We start from the raw sequence: 16,983 nt of genomic DNA on the forward strand, positions 1-16,983 counted from the left end.
GGACATGACCGAAGCAGGCACGCTCACCCGCGCTGATCTTTCCGAGTCGTTGCACCGCGGCGTCGGGCTGTCGCGCGCGGACTCGGCGCGGCTGGTCGAGCAGATCCTGGACAAGATGTGCCACGCGCTCTCGCAGGGCGAGAACGTCAAGATTTCCGGCTTCGGCACCTTCGTGCTGCGCGACAAGGGCGAGCGCGTCGGTCGCAATCCGAAGACCGGGGTGGAGGTGCCGATCGCACCGCGCCGCGTGCTGACCTTCCGCGCCAGCCAGATGATGCGCGACCGCATCAACAACGGCGGCTGAGCCACGTGGCGTCGGACGCCAAATCCGCCGCCGCCTTTCGCACCATCGGCGAGGTCGCGAGCGCGACCGGGGTCGCCGCGCACGTGCTGCGCTATTGGGAAAGCCGCTTCCCGCAGCTGCGCCCCGTCACGCGCGCGGGCAACCGCCGTTACTATCGCCCGGCCGATGTCGCGCTGATCGAGCGGATCGACCGGCTGCTGCGTCATGACGGCTATACGCTGAAGGGGGTGCAGCAACTGCTCGCCGCGGAGCGCCGCGGCGTGATCGCTGCCGCCGCCGCGCCGGACCTGCGCGAGGTGCGCGACATGCTCGCGCGGGCGCTCGCGGCGGACGAATAGGGTCGGTCGTCAGCCACCCGCCCTTCCGCTGCGCCACTTGCCCGCACGTCAGCGCATCTGGATCCCCGCCTCCGTGGGAATGACGGAAGGATGTTGCTCCTACCCCATCACCCGCCGGCCGCGCTTCACCTCGGCGCTGTGGCCGACGCTGGCGGTCGCGCGACGCTGCGCGATCGTGTCGACGAACAGCCAGTCGTTGCGCACCGCCTCGGGCGTGATCGTCATCGCCATATAGCCCCGCCGCGACGTGTCGCACCATTTCAGCTCCGGGTTCGCCGCGACCAGCGCGCGCGCCACCTCCGCGGGATCGCGCCGGATCGCGCTTTCGTAGCCGGGCGAGGTCACCGCATGACCCGCGAACTCGACCCCCGCGGCGCGCCCGTCGTGCGCCAGGTCGAACGCCCAGGCATTGTGGCTGTCGCCGCAGATCACGATCAGGTTCGCATCGGCGCCCTGCGCGCTCTTCAGGAAGCGGGCGCGTGCCGCGGGATAGCCGCCCCACGAATCGAAATTGGACGGCAGCCCCGCCCTGGCCGCGGCGATGCCTGCCTGGACATAGGCGACGGCGCGGGTGTTGGCCGGATCGATCCAGCCCGCGGTCTGCGGCGGGGTCGACAGGTTGCCCATGATCGTCCCGAACCCGACGACCTGCCACTTCTGCCCCTGCCGCACCGATCGCGCCATGTCGTGCGCCAGCCACGATTCCTGCTGCGACCCCATCATCGTCACCGCCGGATCGGCCCAGACGGTGTCGCGGAAGCGGCGCAGCGCGGCGTCGCGGTCGGGCTGCTTCAGGATGGCGTCGATCTCGTTCTGGTGCGAGCGGGCGAACAGCCGCGTCTCGGTGCGCCACAGCGTCGCGAGCGTGCCGATCTCATACGCCTTCCACGGTTCGTCGGAGACGGGCATCCACTCGCGATACGCCTGGACGCTGGCGGCGCGGCGCGCATTCCAGTCGCCCTCGGTCGCGGGATCGTGATTCTCCGCGCCCCCCTCCCACGAATCGTTGGCGCTCTCGTGATCGTCCCACTGCACGATCCACGGCACGCGCGCGTGGAGCGCCTGGAGATCGGGGTCGGCGCGGTAGCTGGCGAAGCGCAGGCGGTAGTCGGCGAGGTGGATCGTCTCGCCGTTCGGGAGCGGCAGGCGCCCGGCGACCTGCTGCGCCGCGGCCGGATATGTGCCGGGGCCGTATTCGTAGAAATAGTCGCCGAGGTGGATCGCCAGGTCGATGTCGTCGCGCGCCGCGGCGTGGCCATAAGCGGTGAAGAAGCCGAACCCGATGTTGGAGCAGGAGAAGACCGCCGCCCGGAAGCCGCGCGCGTCGCCCGCCGGCAGCGTCTTCGTCACGCCCACCGGGCTGCGCGTGCCGTCCGCGGCGACGAAGCGATAATGGTAGCGCGTGCCGGCGCGCAGGCCATCGAGCGTGACCTTCGCGGTCCAGTCGCGCCACGCGCCGGTGATGATCGCGCCGCTGGCGACGATGCGCGCGAAGTCCGGCGTCTCGCTGATCTCCGCCACCAGCCGCGCCGTATCGCCGCCGGCGGGGACGTAGCGCGTCCACAGCAGCATCGTGTCCTGCCCGGGCTCGCCGCTGGCGACCGAATGGGTGAAGCCGCGCGCGGTCATGACCGTCTGCGCCACGCCCAGTCCGGGGAGCGCGAAGGCCCCCACCCCCAGCGTGGCGGTGGCGAGGAGCGAGCGGCGGGTGACGATCATGGCTTTATCCCTTTGTTTGCGCTCCCTTGCGGCATGATCGGTGACGCGGTGATGACAGGCAAGGGGGTCCCGACGTGCCGTCACCCCGGGCTTGACCCGGGGTCCCGCTTCTTCGGCAACGTCGGTACGAAAGCGTTACCCCGGCTCAGGGCCGGGGTGACGGGACCGGGTTGAGTTTGCCTTCCCGTCATGCTGTCACCGCGACATGAAACGCCTCCTCGCCTCCATCCACGACGTCTCGCCCCGGTTCGAGGGCGAGGTCGACCGGCTGCTCGATCGCCTGGCACCGCACGTCGGGCAGCGGCTGGCGATGCTGGTGGTGCCCGATCACTGGAATGCGGCGCCGATCACCCCGGCGTTCGCGCGTCGCCTGCGCGGCTGGGCGGAGGCGGGGGTCGAGATGTTCGTCCACGGCTGGTCGCATCTGGACGATTCGCGGCATACGGGCGCCGCGGCGCTCAAGGCGAAGCACATGACCGCGGGGGAGGGCGAGTTCCTGGGGCTCGACCGGGCGGAGGCGCTGGCGCGGATGCGGCGCGGCAAGGCGCTGGTCGAGGATGCCACGGGGCAGGCGGCGGCGGGATTCATCGCGCCGGCGTGGCTCTACTCGGGCGAGGCCCGCGCGGCGCTGGGCGACGCCGGGTTCGCGCTGGCGGAGGATCATGCGAAGGTGTGGCGCCCCGATACCGGGCGGATCGTCGCGCGCGGGCCGGTCATCACCTGGGCCAGCCGCTCGCGCCCGCGCCAGCTGTCGTCGCTCGCCGCCGCCGCGCTGCTGCGGCGCGTGCTCCAGCCGAGCGGGACGGTGCGGATCGCGGTCCATCCCGGCGACGTGCGCGTGCCGCAGCTGCTGGACAGTATCGACCGCACCTTCGCCGCGTTCCGCCGGCATCGCGCGTCGCGCTATGCCGACCTTCTCGCCCCCGCCGCGCGCGCGTCGATCACCGACTGATAATGCGCCACCAGCCGCGTCGCATGGTCGCGGTCGCTGGTGACGGTATCCGCCGCGCGCACCGCCGCGGCGCGCACCACCGCATCGTCGCGCGACAGCAGCCGGACGATCGCGGCGGCGCAGTCATAGGCGTCGCTGCTGCGATAGGTTTCCGCGAACTCGGGCTGCGCCAGCGCCGCCGCGCCGCCGCGGTCGGGGACGATCAGCGGCAGGCCTGAGGCGAGCGCCTCCGACGCGACCATCCCGAACGTCTCGACGCAGCAGCCGTGGATGAAGGCGTCCGCGCTGGCCATCACCGCCGACAGCTGAAGCCGGTCGTAGACGGGCTGGAACAGCCGCACGTGCGGGCTCTGCGCGATATGCCGCTCCAGCGTGCGCGTATCGGGGCCCAGCCCCAGCAGCACCAGCCCGACGGGCAGCCGGTTGCCCGCGCGACGGACCGCGTCGATCACCATCGGCCACTGCTTTTCGGGATGATGCCGTCCGACCCCGATCAGCAGGTGCGCGTCCTCCGGCAGGCCGCATTGCGCCAGCATCGCGGCGCGCAGCGCGGGGCTGCGGTGGACCGGCGAGAAATGCTGGCGCTCGATCCCCAGCGTCATCGTCGCATCGACGCGCAGGCCCCGGGCGGTCAGCCGCTCGGTCAGGACGGGGCCGTTCGTCACGATCGTGTCGAACCGCGCCATCCCCCGACCCATGAAGCGGTCGTACCAGCCGAACGCGCGCTCGATCGTCCGCTCCGAGGCGAAGCGGCCGAACCAGCGCTTGGGATAGGCTTCCTTGTTGTCGTTGTGGAGGAACCACGCCTTGATCGCGGGGCCTTCCCAATCGGCGACGATCCTGGCGGGGCGCCACGGCGTGCAATTCTCGACCACGTCGGGGCGCAGTTCGTCGAGCAGGCGGTGGATCGGCGCCGCGTCCCAGAACAGGCCGTAATTCGCGTCGAACGGCATGCCCGGCGCCTTCACGAAATAGATCCGCGCACCGCCGGGGCGTTCCTCCACGCGATCCTCGCGGCCGGGCGCGATCACGAACTGCTCGTGGCCCAGCTCCGGCATGATCGCCAGCTTGCGATCGATGTACGAGCGCACGCCGCCCCCGGTGGGGGAATACAGCTCGTTGACGTCGACGATCCGCATCGCGCGCGCCCTACGATGCGGGGCTGAACCCGCCGAGCCCACGCAGATACTGCATGCGGATCGTGGTGTGGGTGACGCCCGGGCCGACGTCGATCAGCGCGTCCTCCAGCTTCGGGCGCGACCGGCCGATCTTGCGCGCGCTGGGGAAGCCCGCGCCGTCGCTCCAGAAATTGAACTTGGGCTTGCCGTCGCGGTCGTGCCCGGCGAACAGCGCCCAGCGCCCGGGCTGGGGCACGCGAATGCACATCACCGCGGTGCCGCCCGCGGGCACGCCCACGCTGATGCGGCGGAACGGCTTGCCGCGACGCGCCAGATCGTCGTCGCCGGCCAGGAAGTCCTCCTCGTTCGCCGGGTACAATTCCAGCTTCAGCGCGCCCTTCGTGTCCTTCAGCCCGGTGATCGTGGCGCGGATCGCGGGGCCCTGGCCGCCGTTGCAGGCGGCCGCGTCGCTGCCCAGCACCTGCGCGGCCGCCGGAGCCGCCGCCAGCAGCGCGCACGCCGCCGCGACCGCCGCCGCCGTCAGCCTGCCACCCGCTCGTCCGGTCGCCCGTCCGGTCGCCCCTCCGGTCGCCATGTCCGTGTCCTTTCCACCGCATATTCCGCGCCCAGCAGCGCGATCACCACCACATGCATCGCCAGGATTGACGCTGCGGTGAACGCCATCAGATCCGACAACAACTGATCCTCGCCGATGAACAGGATCGCGAAATTGGCGAAAAGCAGGTCTTTGTTGGGCAGCAGCGGCAGGCGCGAGATCAGCTGGCGTCCCGCGACCAGGAACAGCCACATCCCCACCGACACGCTGGGCACCGCATAGGACCACGCCAGCGCGATCGTGATATTGGCGAACGCGATCCGCAACATGTGCATCGCGAAGACGAACCACAACTGCCGCCGCGGCAGCGAGAACACGCGCGAGGAGAAGACGAGGAAGAAGGCGGTCAGCAGCACGACCAGACCGACCGACCACAGCATGATCCGCAGCACGTCGGGGGCGATGAGCTGATAGCCCAGCGGCAAGGCGACGATGCCCAGCAGGAACCCGGACAGGTTCCCCGCCAGCGCGGACAGGATGCTGACGTCCTTCACCGCGCCGAACGGGGCCGCCACCATCTTCAGCCGGGCGCTGGCCCAGGCGTAGAAATAGGCGTCGCCCGAATAGCCGATCAGCACGTCGTTCGCGACGCGCTTGCGGTTGAGCGCCAGGAAGGCGGAGGCGGGCACCGACCACAGGCGGCGGAAGATGCCGAACTCGAACATCGGCAGCGCGAAATAGGACAGCAGGAAGAAGAGATAGAAGGCGGACGACGACGGCACCGCGCGGCGCAGCCCCGCCAGCCCCTGCCCCAGCAACTCGCGTCCCAGCCCGACCAGCATCGCCGCGGTCAGCGCCGCGGCCAGGTAGCGCGGCCAGCGCCGCCGCAGCCGCTCGACCGGCTCCAGCGACACCATCGCGGCGAGCGCCGAGGGGAGCGGGGCGGGATCGGCCGGGGGTTTGGAGGGATCGTCGGCGTGCAAGCGGCTCATCCTGCCCGGATCGCGCTACGCAACGCCGCGACCGGGGATTGTGTCGCGCCGCTGTAACAGCGCGGATCGCGGGATTCCACCACCACGCGTCACGCCGGCGGGGCGGGCGCATTCTCGACATTCTCGGAGCGGCGCTCCATCGCGGTCTTGATGAGCGCGGTCATCGGATCGGCCAGCGCCAGCCCCATGATGCCGAACAGCGCGCTCGCCAGGATCTGCGCGCCCAGCGTCAGCGCGGGGGGCAGGTCGACGGTCCGCTTGGCCACCATCGGGATCAGGACATAGCCGTCGAACCCCTGCACGATGACATAGGTGCCGATCGCCCACAGCCCGGTGTCGTAGCCCGCGGAGAAGCCGACCGCGATCATCAGCGCGCCGGAGACGAACGCGCCGATATTGGGGATGAAGGCGAGCAACCCGGTCAGGATGCCCAGGATCAGCGCCATCGGCACCCCGCCGAGCATCAGCGCGATGCCGGTCAGCACGCCCTCCGCCGCCATGCCGAGCAGCCTTCCTGCCAGCAGCCGGCGCAGCGTGCGCCCCATGCGCTGCATCGTCACCGCGAACTCGACGCGGTTCGCCTCCGGCACCATCCATTGCAGCCCGCGGTCGTAAAGCCGCGGGTCCATCGCGACGAACAGCCCGATGACCAGGATCATGAACATCGTGGTCAGCGCGCCGAACGCGCTGCCCACCCAGGAGGTGACGCGCCCCAGCGACGACACCGCCTGCCGGGCGAGGCCGTTGAGATCGGACGCGGCGGGCATCATCCCGTGTTCCGACAAGAGCCCCGCGACGCGCATCGCCTGCGTCTCGACGGTGGAGCGCAGCTGCGTCGCCTGCGCGGCGATCTGGACGCCGGCCAGGTAGAAGGTGCCGGCCAGGAACGCGATCGTCAGCAGGCAGACGATCAGCAGCCGCCACGCCCGCCCGATCGGCAGCACCCGCCCCAGCAGCCGGACGCCGCCGTCGAGCAGCGCGGCGAAGACCAGCCCGCCGAAGATGATGAGCAGCGGCTGCACCAGCAGCACGACCAGCGCGATCGCGCTCGCCATGCCGAGCCACACCGCGGCCCGGCGGATCTCGTTGCGGGTGGCGGGATCGCGCACCTCGTGCGGGCTCGCGCCGGCGACGACATGGACCCGCTCGCCATCGGCCGCGATCGGCACGGCGACGGCGTCGGTCACTTGATCCGCGCCGGGTGGAGCGAGGTGCCCGCGCGGCCGGGGCGGAACGCGCCCGGCCAGGTCAGCGGGTTCCACGTCGCCTGCCCGTCGACCGAGAAGGTGATGAATTCGGCGCGCCCGCCCAGATTCTCATAGGGCACCGGCCCGCCCAGCCCGCGTTCGAACCCGCCCAGCGCGAAGCGGCTGTCGGCGGAGCGGTCGCGGTTGTCCCCCATCAGGAAGACGTGGTCGGCGGGGATCTTCACGGGGCCGTAATAATCGCCGGGGCTGTCGGGTTCCAGATCGACCGTGTCGTAGCGGCGGCCGTTCGGCAGCGTCTCGGTCACGATCGGCAGGCGACAGACGGTGCGCCCGCCCGGCAGGACGGTGCGCGCGCCGTAATATTGCGCCGGATCGCAGGTCGCGTTGGCGTCCACCGGCAGGTCGCGATAGTGGAGCGGCCCGCGCGCCACCGGCCTGCCGTTCAGGATCACGACGCCGCCGCGCACCGCCAGCGTATCGCCGGGCAGCCCGATCACACGCTTGATATAGTCGCTCGACTGCCCCGGGGGGGTGACGATCACCACGTCGCCGCGCTCCGGCATCCGCCCGAACAAGCGCCCGTGGATAAAGGGAAGCTGCACCGACCAGCTGTCGACCGGCCGGTGGAGCACCACGTCCTTCACGATCGCGACCGGATCGGGGATCGTCGGCGATACGAACGACCAGCCATAGGCGAATTTCGACACGACCAGCCGGTCGCCCACCATCAACCCCGGCAGCATCGATTCGCTGGGGATATAGAAGGGCTTGGCGACGAAGCTGTGGAATCCCAGCACCGCCAGGATCAGCCAGAACAGGCCCTTGGCCTCCCCCCACCAGTCGAAGCGGGCGGGGGCGGCCTTCTCGGCGCTCTCCTCGCGGGGGACTTCGGCCGGCACTGCGATCTCCTCGGCCATCGGCGGCTACTCGGCTGGTGCGGCGCCGGCGGGCACCGCCTCGATGATGACGAACGCCTGCGCCCAGGGATGGTCGTCGGTCAATGTCAGATGGATGCGCAGCGTGTGCCCGTCCGGGACCATCGCGTCCAGCCGCGCCTTCGCGCCGCCCGTCAGCGCCAGCGTCGGCGCGCCCGAGCGGGCGTTGACGACGCCGATGTCCTTCATGAACACGCCGGCCTTGAACCCGGTGCCCACCGCCTTGCTGAACGCCTCCTTGGCGGCGAAGCGCTTGGCATAGGTGCCCGCGCGCGTGAACGGCCGCCTCGCCGCCTTCGCGCGTTCGACCTCGGTGAAGACGCGGTTCTCGAACCGCTCGCCGAAGCGATCGAGCGACGCCTGGATCCGCTCGATATTGCACAGGTCGGAGCCCAGCCCGACGATCATGCGGCCTCACCCACGCGCCGCCTCCATCAGGTCCTTCATCCGGCGCACGCTCGCCTCCAGCCCGACGAAGATCGCCTCGCCGATCAGGAAGTGGCCGATGTTCAGCTCGCGTACCTGCGGGATCGCGGCGATCGGCGCGACATTGTCGAAGGTCAGGCCGTGGCCCATGTGCACCTCGATCCCGTTCTTCGCCGCCAGCGCGGCGGCGTCCGACAGCCGCCGCAGCTCGGCGACCTGCGCCGCGCCCGACAGTTCGGCGTAGCGGCCGGTGTGCAGCTCCACCACCGGCGCGCCCAGCGATACCGCCGCCGATACCTGCCGCGGGTCGGGCTCGATGAACAGCGACACGCGGATGCGCGCCGCCCCCAGTTCGCGCACCATCGGGGCGAGCCGGTTGTGCTGCCCCGCGGCGTCGATCCCGCCCTCGGTCGTGCGCTCCTCGCGCTTCTCGGGCACGATGCAGGCGGCGTGCGGGCGGTGGCGCAGCGCGATGGCGAGCATCTCCCCGGTCGCCGCCATCTCCAGGTTGAGCGGAACCGACAGCCCGGTCGCCAGCCGCTCGATATCGGCGTCGGTGATGTGGCGGCGATCCTCGCGCAGGTGCGCGGTGATGCCGTCCGCCCCCGCCTGCGCCGCGAGCAGCGCCGCGCGCACCGGATCGGGCGTGTCGCCGCCGCGCGCATTGCGCACCGTCGCGACGTGATCGATGTTGACCCCCAGGCGCAGCGGAGCGGGCGCGGCCATCAGGCGGCGGCCCGGCTGCCCGGCTTGATCGCCGGGATCGCCGCGAGCTCGGGCGGGACCGCGTCGGCTTCGTAGGTCGGCACGTCGAGCCGGATCAGCGGGTAGAAGGGCACCCCGATGTCCGCCTTCCCGAACGAGCGGTCGACCAGCGCTGCGCCAGCGATCACGCGCCCGCCCGCCGCCTCGATCGCCGCGATCGCCTCGCGGCTCGACAGCCCGGTGGTGACGACGTCCTCCATCATCAGCACCTCCTGCCCCGGTGACAGGCGGAAGCCGCGGCGCAGCTCGAACGTGCCGCCGGGGCGCTCGACGAACATCGCCTCCACGCCCAGCGCGCGCGCCATCTCGTGCCCGGCGATCACCCCGCCCATCGCGGGCGAGACGACCGCCCCGATCCGTGCGCGCAGGTCGGTCGGGAGGCGCGCCGCCAGCGCCTCGGCCAGCCGCGCGCCGCGGCGGGGGTCCATCAGCACGCGCGCGCATTGCAGGTAGCGCGGGGAGCGCAGGCCGGAGGAGAGGATGAAATGCCCTTCCAGCAGCGCATCGGCGGCACGGAATTCGGCGAGCACCTCGTCGTCGGTCATGGTCGGTCGGCCTCCTGTCCGGCGCCATACGTCCGCCTCCGCCGCCGTGCAACGCGCGAAAGACGGAGATTGCCGCGCCCCCTTGAGGCGGGGGGGTGGTTTCAATATAGGCCGATGGGGAGGGGCGCTCTGACGCCCGGCGCGCGGACGCGTGCGCGACGAGCAGGGGTGACGGAATTACGATGCTGAAAACCGGGTTCAAGGGATGGATGCTCGCAGCGGGGCTGGCGGTCGCCGGCGTCGCGGGCACCGCCATGGCGCAGGCGCCCACCACGACGTCGCCCGCCGCCACTTCGCCGGCCACCGCCGCGACCGCGGCACCGACCGGGCTGCGCCCCGCCGATTCGAAGCAGGGCACCTCGGGTGGCGCGCTGCAGAAGCCGGACGCCGCACCCGCCTCGCCACTGCTGGCGCAGGACGGCGCACCGCCGATGGCGCCGACCCCGCACCTGGGCCAGCCGACCGACGGCCGGATGAGCATCCAGGAGCAGGTCACGAAGAATGGCCTGCGCGCGCACTGGTTCCACGACAAGATCCTGTTCCCGCTCATCACGATCATCTCGGTCTTCGTGCTGCTGCTGCTGGTGTGGGTGGCGATCCGCTTCCGCGCCGCGCGCAACCCGGTTCCGTCGAAGACCAGCCACAACACCGCGATCGAGGTGGTGTGGACGCTGGCGCCGGTGCTGATCCTGGTCGCGATCGCGGTGCCCTCGATCGGCCTGCTCCAGGCGCAGTTCAAGCCGGCGCCGGCGGGTGCGGTGACGCTGAAGGCGATCGGCAATCAGTGGTTCTGGAGCTACCAGTATCCGGACCACGGCGGGATCGAGATCACCGCCAACATGCTGAAGGAAAAGGGCGAGGTTCCCGCCGGCGAGCGATTCCGCACCGATGCCGACGGTCCGCGCCTGATGGCGACCGACAGTCGCGTCGTGCTGCCGGTCGGCGTGCCGATCCGCCTTATCACCACCGCGAACGACGTGATCCACAGCTGGGCGATGCCCGCCTTCTGGATCAAGCTGGACGCGATCCCCGGCCGCCTGAACGAGACCAGCTTCACGATCGAGAAGCCCGGCGTCTATTTCGGCCAGTGTTCGGAGCTGTGCGGCGCGCGTCACGCCTATATGCCGATCGCGGTCGAGGCGGTGACGCCGGCGCAGTTCGCGGCCTGGGTCCGCGCCAAGGGCGGCTCGATGCCGGCCCCCGGCAAGCCCTCCGACTCGGTGATCCCGCAGCCGGGCGCCGACAATTCGGCGGCGGTGATGACCGAGGCGGCGGACGCCGGCAACATGACCGGCCCGACCGTCAACGGCACCGACACTCCCCCCACTTCCCCGCAAGGCGCGACCGGCAACCCCGGTGGCGTCGGCGAAGCCGGACGCTGAGACCATGACCGATACCGCGCTCCACCCGTCAGCGTTCCAGGCGCACGACGACCATCATCATGACGCGCACGCCGACCACAAGCCCGGCTTCTTCGCGCGCTGGTTCATGTCCACCAACCACAAGGACATCGGCACCCTCTATCTGATCTTCGCGATCGTCGCCGGCATCATCGGCGGCGCGATCTCGGGCCTGATGCGCGCGGAGCTGATGCACCCCGGCATCCAGTATCTGCCGAAGTGGGTGGCGATGCTGCACGGCGGGCAGGAGCAGAGCTTCGACCAGGCGCTCCACCTGTGGAACGTGCTGGTGACCGCGCACGGCCTCATCATGGTGTTCTTCATGGTGATGCCGGCGATGATCGGCGGGTTCGGCAACTGGTTCGTGCCGATCATGATCGGCGCGCCCGACATGGCCTTCCCGCGGATGAACAACATCAGCTTCTGGCTGCTGATCCCCGCCTTCACGCTGCTGCTGGCGTCGCCGTTCTTCGGCGGTGCGGGCACCGGCTGGACCGTCTATGCGCCGCTCTCCACCTATGGTGAGCCGGGGCCGTCGGTCGACATGGCGATCCTGTCGCTCCACCTGGCGGGCGTCAGCTCGATCCTGGGCGCGATCAACTTCATCACCACCATCTTCAACATGCGCGCCCCGGGCATGACGCTGCACAAGATGCCGCTGTTCGCCTGGTCGGTGCTGGTCACCGCGTTCCTGCTGCTGCTGGCGCTGCCGGTGCTGGCCGCGGCGATCACGATGCTGCTGACCGATCGCAACTTCGGCACCACCTTCTACGATCCGGCCGGCGGCGGCGATCCGGTGCTGTACCAGCATCTGTTCTGGTTCTTCGGCCACCCCGAAGTGTACATCATGATCCTGCCGGGCTTCGGCATCATCAGCCACATCGTCGCGACGTTCAGCCGCAAGCCGGTCTTCGGCTATCTCGGCATGGCCTATGCCATGGTCGCGATCGGCGTCGTCGGCTTCGTCGTGTGGGCGCACCACATGTTCACCACCGGCATGAGCGTGAACGTGAAGATGTACTTCACCGCCGCGACGATGGTGATCGCGGTGCCGACCGGCATCAAGATCTTCTCCTGGATCGCGACGATGTGGGGCGGCTCGCTTCGCTTCCCGACGCCGATGACCTGGGCGATCGGCTTCATCTTCATGTTCACCGTCGGCGGCGTGACCGGCGTCGTCCTCGCCAACGGCGGCGTCGACGACTATATGCAGGATACCTATTACGTGGTGGCGCACTTCCACTACGTGCTGTCGCTGGGTGCGGTGTTCTCGCTGTTCGCCGGCTTCTATTATTGGTTCCCGAAGATGTCGGGCCGGATGTATTCGGAGCTGCTGGGCCAGCTGCACTTCTGGGTGTTCTTCATCGGCGTGAACATCCTGTTCTTCCCGATGCACTTCCTGGGCCTGCAGGGGATGCCGCGCCGCTACCCGGATTATCCCGATGCCTTCGCGCACTGGAACACGGTCGCGACCATCGGCTACATGATCATGGCCGCGGGCATGGCGATCTTCTTCGTCAACGTGATCTGGTCGCTGCTGGCCGGCAAGAAGGCGCCCGACAATCCCTGGGGCGAGGGCGCGACCACGCTGGAATGGACGCTGTCCAGCCCGCCGCCGTTCCACCAGTTCGAGACGCTGCCGAAGATCGACTGATCCGACACGAAGCGCGACGAAACGAGGCGGGGGAGCACAGGCTCCCCCGCCTTTTTTTGTCGACCGCTGAAGTTTGATCCACGCGGCGCGCCCCGGCCACAACCGCCATTCCGGCGAAGGCCGTGGTTCAGTTGGGCAACAGTGCCGCATCTCACAAGCCAGTCGTCACGGGACCCCGGCCATTGCGGGACCTTTGCAAAGAACTTCGTTTCCCGGCGGAGGCCGGGGCCCAACTGGACCGCGGTTTTCAGCATCTTGAGAGCGTGCCGATGCTGGGTCCCGGCCTCCGCGGGACCTTTGCAAAAGGCTCCCCGTGCTCCTGCGTAGGCAGGGGCCCAGGGCTACAGGTCCGATAAGGGGTTGTTCTGCTTGGCCCTGGGCTCCTGCCTACGCAGGAGCACGGCATGGGCTCGGTGTTGTTGCGCCCGTTTTGCAAAGGTCCCGCCTCCGCCGGGGTAGAGAAAAGGGGAAGGCCGGAATCAAGGCGTGGGCCCTGTCATCATCCCGCACCCCGATTGCCATCACGCTCCGGCCTTGGCGAGACCTTCGCAAAAGGCCATGCGGTGCTCCTGCGTGCGCAGGAGCACGGCGTGAACCCGGTGCTGTTGGACCCATTTCGCCTAGGTGTCGCTTGCGCCGGAACACGGCCGGGGCGGGGGCGTCCTGCCGACGCCCCCGCGGAGACATCTCCGCTCCCGGGGGAGAGGGGTCGCGCCCACGCGAGAACGTCGGCGGCGAGCCGAGGGTGGATCGATCGTGGCAGGCTGCCGCGAGCCACCGGCGGCGCTCCGGACGCTTGCTACGAAGGCCCGCCAGCCCCGCGTCGCGCGGCGGTTAGGGAACCGCCCGCACGACCGGAAACGCGCTCGCCCCGTCTTCCGGGGTACGAGCGCCTCCGATTACACCCGCATCGGCATCAGGACGTAGAGCGCGGCGCTCTTGTCGTTTTCGCGGATCAGCGTCGGTGCGGCGGCGTCGGCCAGGTGGACCTCGACCAGGTCGGTGTCGATCTGGCCCAGGATGTCGAGCAGATAGCGGCTGTTGAAGCCGATCTCGAACGGCAGCGACGTATAGTCGCCGGGCACTTCCTCCGCGGCGGTGCCGTTCTCCGGGCTCGTGACGGACAAGGTGATCTTGTCGCGGTCCAGCGCCATCTTCACCGCGCGCGTCTTCTCGGTCGCGATGGTCGACACGCGGTCGACGCCCTGCATGAAGCTCTTGGGATCGAGCTTCAGGATCTTGTCGTTCGCGGTCGGGATGACGCGGCTGTAATCGGGGAAGGTGCCGTCGATCAGCTTCGACGTCAGCACCGCCTGCCCCAGGTCGAAGCGGATCTTCGTCCCCGACAGCGACACCCCGACCGAGCCGTCGACCTCGTCGAGCAGCTTGCGCAGCTCCGCGATGCACTTGCGCGGCACGATCACGTCGGGCATCCCGCTGGCGCCGTCGGGCTGGTCGACCGTCACGCGCGCGAGGCGGTGGCCGTCGGTCGCCGCGGCCTTCAGCACGCCCTCCGCGGTGTGGAGGAAGATGCCGTTCAGGTAATAGCGCGTCTCCTCGGTGGAGATCGCGAAGCGCGTCTTGTCGATGATCTGCTTCAGCGTCTCGACCGCCAGCTCGAACTGGTGCGGCAGCTCGCCCTCCGCGATCACCGGGAAATCGTCGCGCGGCAGCGTGCCGAGCGAGAAGCGCGCACGCCCCGCGACGATCGTCATGCGACCCTCCGCCGCGGTGATCGACACCTGCGCGCCCTCGGGCAGCTTGCGCGCGATGTCGAACAGCGTGTGCGCCGATACCGTGGTGGCGCCCGGCTGGTCGACCGCGGCGGCGACCGATTCGTTGATCTGCAGGTCGAGATCGGTCGCCATCAGCCGCAGCTGCCCCTCGGCGGTCGCCTCCAGCAGCACGTTCGACAGGATGGGGATGGTATTGCGCCGCTCCACCACCGACTGGACGTGGCTCAGCCCCTTCAGCAGCGTCGCGCGTTCGATCGTCGCCTTCATCTCACTCTTCCCCCGGCCCGCAGGTCACATCTCACCAGGGGCAATTGGCCGACTTTTCCTAACCAAAAAAGAAGGGCCGGGGCAAGCGCCCCGACCCTCCTTTCCGGTCCCGACTTTCGGCCCCAAGCCGAAAGGATCAGAAGCGGACGCCGACGCCGGCCATCAGCTGGTGCCGGTCGAGGTCGATGTCGTAATCGTCGAGCTTGCCGTAGTGCGAATAGCGATACTCGCCCTTCACGAACGCGCTCGGCGAGATGTTGTACTCCAGCCCCGCGCCCAGGCGGAAACCGTCGAGGTTGACCTTGTCGACCAGCTCGCTCGATCCGGTGGCGCCGCTGTTGTAGCGGCTCTCGACCCGCGCGTTGGTGTAGCCGGCCTTCGCATAGAGCAGCGCCAGCGGGGAGATGGCGTAGCCGACGCGGCCGCCGACATAGAGGTCGCGGCCCGCGTCGACCGACAGGCGGTCGCCCGCGACGATCTCGTTATAGCTGCGCGTGCTGGTCGTGGCGTCGGTGATCTCGCCCTCCACGCCGAAGACGGTGTTGCCGCGCTGGATGTCGTAGCCGAGCAGCCCGCCGTACGCGAAGCCGCTGCGCCCCTCCGAATCGCCGTCGCCGCCGTCCTTCACGTTGTCGTACCCGGCCAGCGCCTCGACGCGCGGCCCGTTGAAGGGGCCGTCCTGCGCCAGCGCGGGGGTTGCCAGCATCGCGCCGAACGCGGCCGCGCTGCCCAGCACCATGGGGACCATTGCAAGCTTACGCATGTCTCACTCCGAAATTGCCCGCCCCGATCGCGGGGCGTGGCGGTTCAAATAGCGGCGGGCGTCGGCGTTGCATGAACCTCATATAAACAGGAATTTCCGTTGCATCTCGGCAACAGCCGCGGGACACCGCAGCGATGAGCAGCACACGCAAGGGCCGCGATTTCATCGCGCGCCACGGGGAAACCGTCTTCAACGCCGCGCGCCGGATGCAGGGCGACGCGCCGCACACGCCGCTGACCCGCGCCGGCTTCGCGCAGGCGGACGAGATGGGGCGGGCGTTGCGCGCGGCGCTGGGGGCGAAGCCCGCGCTGACGCTGTGGGCGTCGCCGACCGGCCGCGCGCTCCAGACGCTGGCGATCGTCACCGAGCATCTGGAACTCGACTGGCACCAGGCGCGCACCGACGCGCGCCTGACCGAGATCGACATGGGATCGTGGGGCGGGCGCTATTATGCCGATCTGACCGCGGAGCACGGGCCCGTGGTCCAGCCCGGCGGGCTGCTGACCTGCGCGCCCGACGGCGAGACATACGACCGGATCGCCGCGCGGGTGTCGGGTTGGCTCGCGGAGACCGACGACGACGAGGGCGACCGGCTGGTCATCATGCACGGCATCTCCAGCCGGGTGCTGCGCGGCGTGATGACCGGCGCGCCGGTCGACGCCTGCGGTGCGCCGGTGCTGCCGGGGCATCCGCAGGGAACGGTGACGATGGTCGAGCGCGGGCGCGAGACGGTCGTCCATCTCGGCACCGGACACGCCCCCGCGTGACCCTGTCGCTGGCGCTGCCACTGCTGCTGTTGCTCGCGGGAGAGCGCACCGCGCTGGGCGTGTGGGAGCGCTGGGCCGCGCTGCGCGATTCGCAGCCGCCGCGCTGCTTCGCGATCGCGCAGCCGGTGGCCGGCGACGGCACGCCCGACCGCAGCGGCGCCTTCGCCACCGTCGCCGCGCGCTCCGGGGCGAGCGGCTCTCCCGCGGTCTTCGTTCGGCTGTCGCGCGCGCGCGGCACCGGCGCGGCGATCACGCTGGCGGTGGGGGAGCGGCGCTTCTCGCTGGTCGGCGACCGCCGCGACGCGCGCGCGCCCGATGCCGCCACCGATCGCGCGATCGTCGGCGCGATGCGGGGCGGGCGCGCGATGACCGTCACGTCGGCAGACGCGGCGGGCGGCGCGATCACCGACGTCTACGCGCTGGCGGGCGCCCCCACCGCGATCGACGCCGCGCAACTGGGGTGCCGGTAGCGCGGTTGCAATTCCGATGCTTTTTGCCTATCTGTAGAGCATCAGGCCCCCGGCGGCCGTCTTGAGGC

At 70.1% G+C, this 16,983-nt stretch carries 18 protein-coding genes; 7 read left to right on the forward strand and 11 right to left on the reverse strand.

The genetic code is table 11. The annotated features are described in order from the left end of the window. Positions 1 to 4: 4 nt before the first annotated feature. Both PGN23_RS02320 and PGN23_RS02325 read left to right on the forward strand, forming a co-directional pair. Positions 5 to 304 (forward strand): integration host factor subunit alpha, encoded by a 300-nt coding sequence (locus PGN23_RS02320; RefSeq protein WP_335301233.1) that lies wholly within the window; start codon positions 5 to 7, stop codon positions 302 to 304. A 5-nt stretch (positions 305 to 309) separates the two neighbouring features. Continuing rightward, positions 310 to 642 (forward strand): MerR family transcriptional regulator, encoded by a 333-nt coding sequence (locus PGN23_RS02325; protein WP_335301234.1) that lies wholly within the window; start codon positions 310 to 312, stop codon positions 640 to 642. Positions 643 to 741: 99 nt separating this feature from the next. On the opposite strand, the gene PGN23_RS02330 is transcribed toward PGN23_RS02325, so the two are convergent. Beyond that, the gene (locus PGN23_RS02330; protein ID WP_335301235.1) at positions 742 to 2,361 is read right to left on the reverse strand and encodes an alkaline phosphatase D family protein; all 1,620 of its coding nucleotides are present in this window, start codon (positions 2,359 to 2,361) and stop codon (positions 742 to 744) included. A gap of 205 nt (positions 2,362 to 2,566) precedes the next feature. On the opposite strand from PGN23_RS02330, the gene PGN23_RS02335 reads away from it, so the two are divergent. After that, positions 2,567 to 3,313, forward strand: a complete 747-nt coding sequence (locus PGN23_RS02335; protein WP_335301236.1) for a polysaccharide deacetylase family protein — start codon at positions 2,567 to 2,569, stop codon at positions 3,311 to 3,313. Here PGN23_RS02335 and PGN23_RS02340 read toward each other — a convergent pair. The 8 genes from PGN23_RS02340 to pyrE all read right to left on the reverse strand — a co-directional run bounded on the left by PGN23_RS02340 (position 3,265) and on the right by pyrE (position 9,858). After that, positions 3,265 to 4,452 carry a glycosyltransferase gene (locus PGN23_RS02340; RefSeq protein WP_335301237.1) on the reverse strand — a complete coding sequence of 396 codons (1,188 nt, stop codon included), beginning with the start codon at positions 4,450 to 4,452 and terminating at the stop codon, positions 3,265 to 3,267. The genes PGN23_RS02335 and PGN23_RS02340 overlap by 49 nt on opposite strands. Positions 4,453 to 4,462: 10 nt before the next feature. Continuing rightward, positions 4,463 to 5,026 (reverse strand): DUF2141 domain-containing protein, encoded by a 564-nt coding sequence (locus PGN23_RS02345; protein ID WP_335301238.1) that lies wholly within the window; start codon positions 5,024 to 5,026, stop codon positions 4,463 to 4,465. Continuing rightward, positions 4,972 to 5,979 carry a hypothetical protein gene (locus PGN23_RS02350; RefSeq protein ID WP_335301239.1) on the reverse strand — a complete coding sequence of 336 codons (1,008 nt, stop codon included), beginning with the start codon at positions 5,977 to 5,979 and terminating at the stop codon, positions 4,972 to 4,974. Before PGN23_RS02350 ends, PGN23_RS02345 begins: the two co-directional genes overlap by 55 nt. Before the next feature lie 89 nt (positions 5,980 to 6,068). Further along, complete coding sequence (locus PGN23_RS02355) at positions 6,069 to 7,142, reverse strand: AI-2E family transporter (RefSeq protein ID WP_335302060.1); 1,074 nt, start codon at positions 7,140 to 7,142, stop codon at positions 6,069 to 6,071. A 20-nt stretch (positions 7,143 to 7,162) separates the two neighbouring features. Beyond that, a complete protein-coding gene (gene lepB / locus PGN23_RS02360; protein WP_335301240.1) occupies positions 7,163 to 8,104 on the reverse strand; it encodes a signal peptidase I in 942 nt (313 codons plus the stop codon). Between the two features lie 6 nt (positions 8,105 to 8,110). Next, positions 8,111 to 8,530, reverse strand: a complete 420-nt coding sequence (acpS, locus tag PGN23_RS02365; RefSeq protein ID WP_335301241.1) for a holo-ACP synthase — start codon at positions 8,528 to 8,530, stop codon at positions 8,111 to 8,113. Between the two features lie 6 nt (positions 8,531 to 8,536). Further along, entirely contained in the window at positions 8,537 to 9,274 is a 738-nt protein-coding gene (locus PGN23_RS02370; protein WP_335301242.1) for a pyridoxine 5'-phosphate synthase, read from the reverse strand. Then, entirely contained in the window at positions 9,274 to 9,858 is a 585-nt protein-coding gene (pyrE, locus tag PGN23_RS02375) for an orotate phosphoribosyltransferase (protein ID WP_335301243.1), read from the reverse strand. Before pyrE ends, PGN23_RS02370 begins: the two co-directional genes overlap by 1 nt. Positions 9,859 to 10,040: 182 nt before the next feature. Here pyrE and coxB point away from each other — a divergent pair, with 182 nt between their 5' ends. Beyond that, on the forward strand, positions 10,041 to 11,240 hold the full coding sequence (coxB, locus tag PGN23_RS02380) for a cytochrome c oxidase subunit II (protein ID WP_335301244.1): 1,200 nt from the start codon (positions 10,041 to 10,043) through the stop codon (positions 11,238 to 11,240). A gap of 4 nt (positions 11,241 to 11,244) precedes the next feature. Beyond that, positions 11,245 to 12,912, forward strand: a complete 1,668-nt coding sequence (ctaD, locus tag PGN23_RS02385; RefSeq protein ID WP_335301245.1) for a cytochrome c oxidase subunit I — start codon at positions 11,245 to 11,247, stop codon at positions 12,910 to 12,912. Between the two features lie 899 nt (positions 12,913 to 13,811). On the opposite strand, the gene dnaN is transcribed toward ctaD, so the two are convergent. Both dnaN and PGN23_RS02395 read right to left on the reverse strand, forming a co-directional pair. After that, the gene (gene dnaN, locus PGN23_RS02390; RefSeq protein ID WP_335301246.1) at positions 13,812 to 14,915 is read right to left on the reverse strand and encodes a DNA polymerase III subunit beta; all 1,104 of its coding nucleotides are present in this window, start codon (positions 14,913 to 14,915) and stop codon (positions 13,812 to 13,814) included. A 136-nt stretch (positions 14,916 to 15,051) separates the two neighbouring features. Beyond that, positions 15,052 to 15,678, reverse strand: coding sequence for an outer membrane protein (locus PGN23_RS02395; RefSeq protein WP_335301247.1), 627 nt, complete (start codon positions 15,676 to 15,678; stop codon positions 15,052 to 15,054). A 134-nt stretch (positions 15,679 to 15,812) separates the two neighbouring features. On the opposite strand from PGN23_RS02395, the gene PGN23_RS02400 reads away from it, so the two are divergent. Both PGN23_RS02400 and PGN23_RS02405 read left to right on the forward strand, forming a co-directional pair. Continuing rightward, entirely contained in the window at positions 15,813 to 16,445 is a 633-nt protein-coding gene (locus PGN23_RS02400) for a histidine phosphatase family protein (protein WP_335301248.1), read from the forward strand. Beyond that, positions 16,442 to 16,915 carry a hypothetical protein gene (locus PGN23_RS02405; RefSeq protein ID WP_335301249.1) on the forward strand — a complete coding sequence of 158 codons (474 nt, stop codon included), beginning with the start codon at positions 16,442 to 16,444 and terminating at the stop codon, positions 16,913 to 16,915. Before PGN23_RS02400 ends, PGN23_RS02405 begins: the two co-directional genes overlap by 4 nt. Positions 16,916 to 16,983 lie beyond the last annotated feature (68 nt).

Origin of the sequence: Sphingomonas adhaesiva, from assembly GCF_036946125.1 — a bacterium.
In the GTDB taxonomy this organism is placed as follows: Bacteria; Pseudomonadota; Alphaproteobacteria; order Sphingomonadales; family Sphingomonadaceae; genus Sphingomonas; species Sphingomonas adhaesiva_A.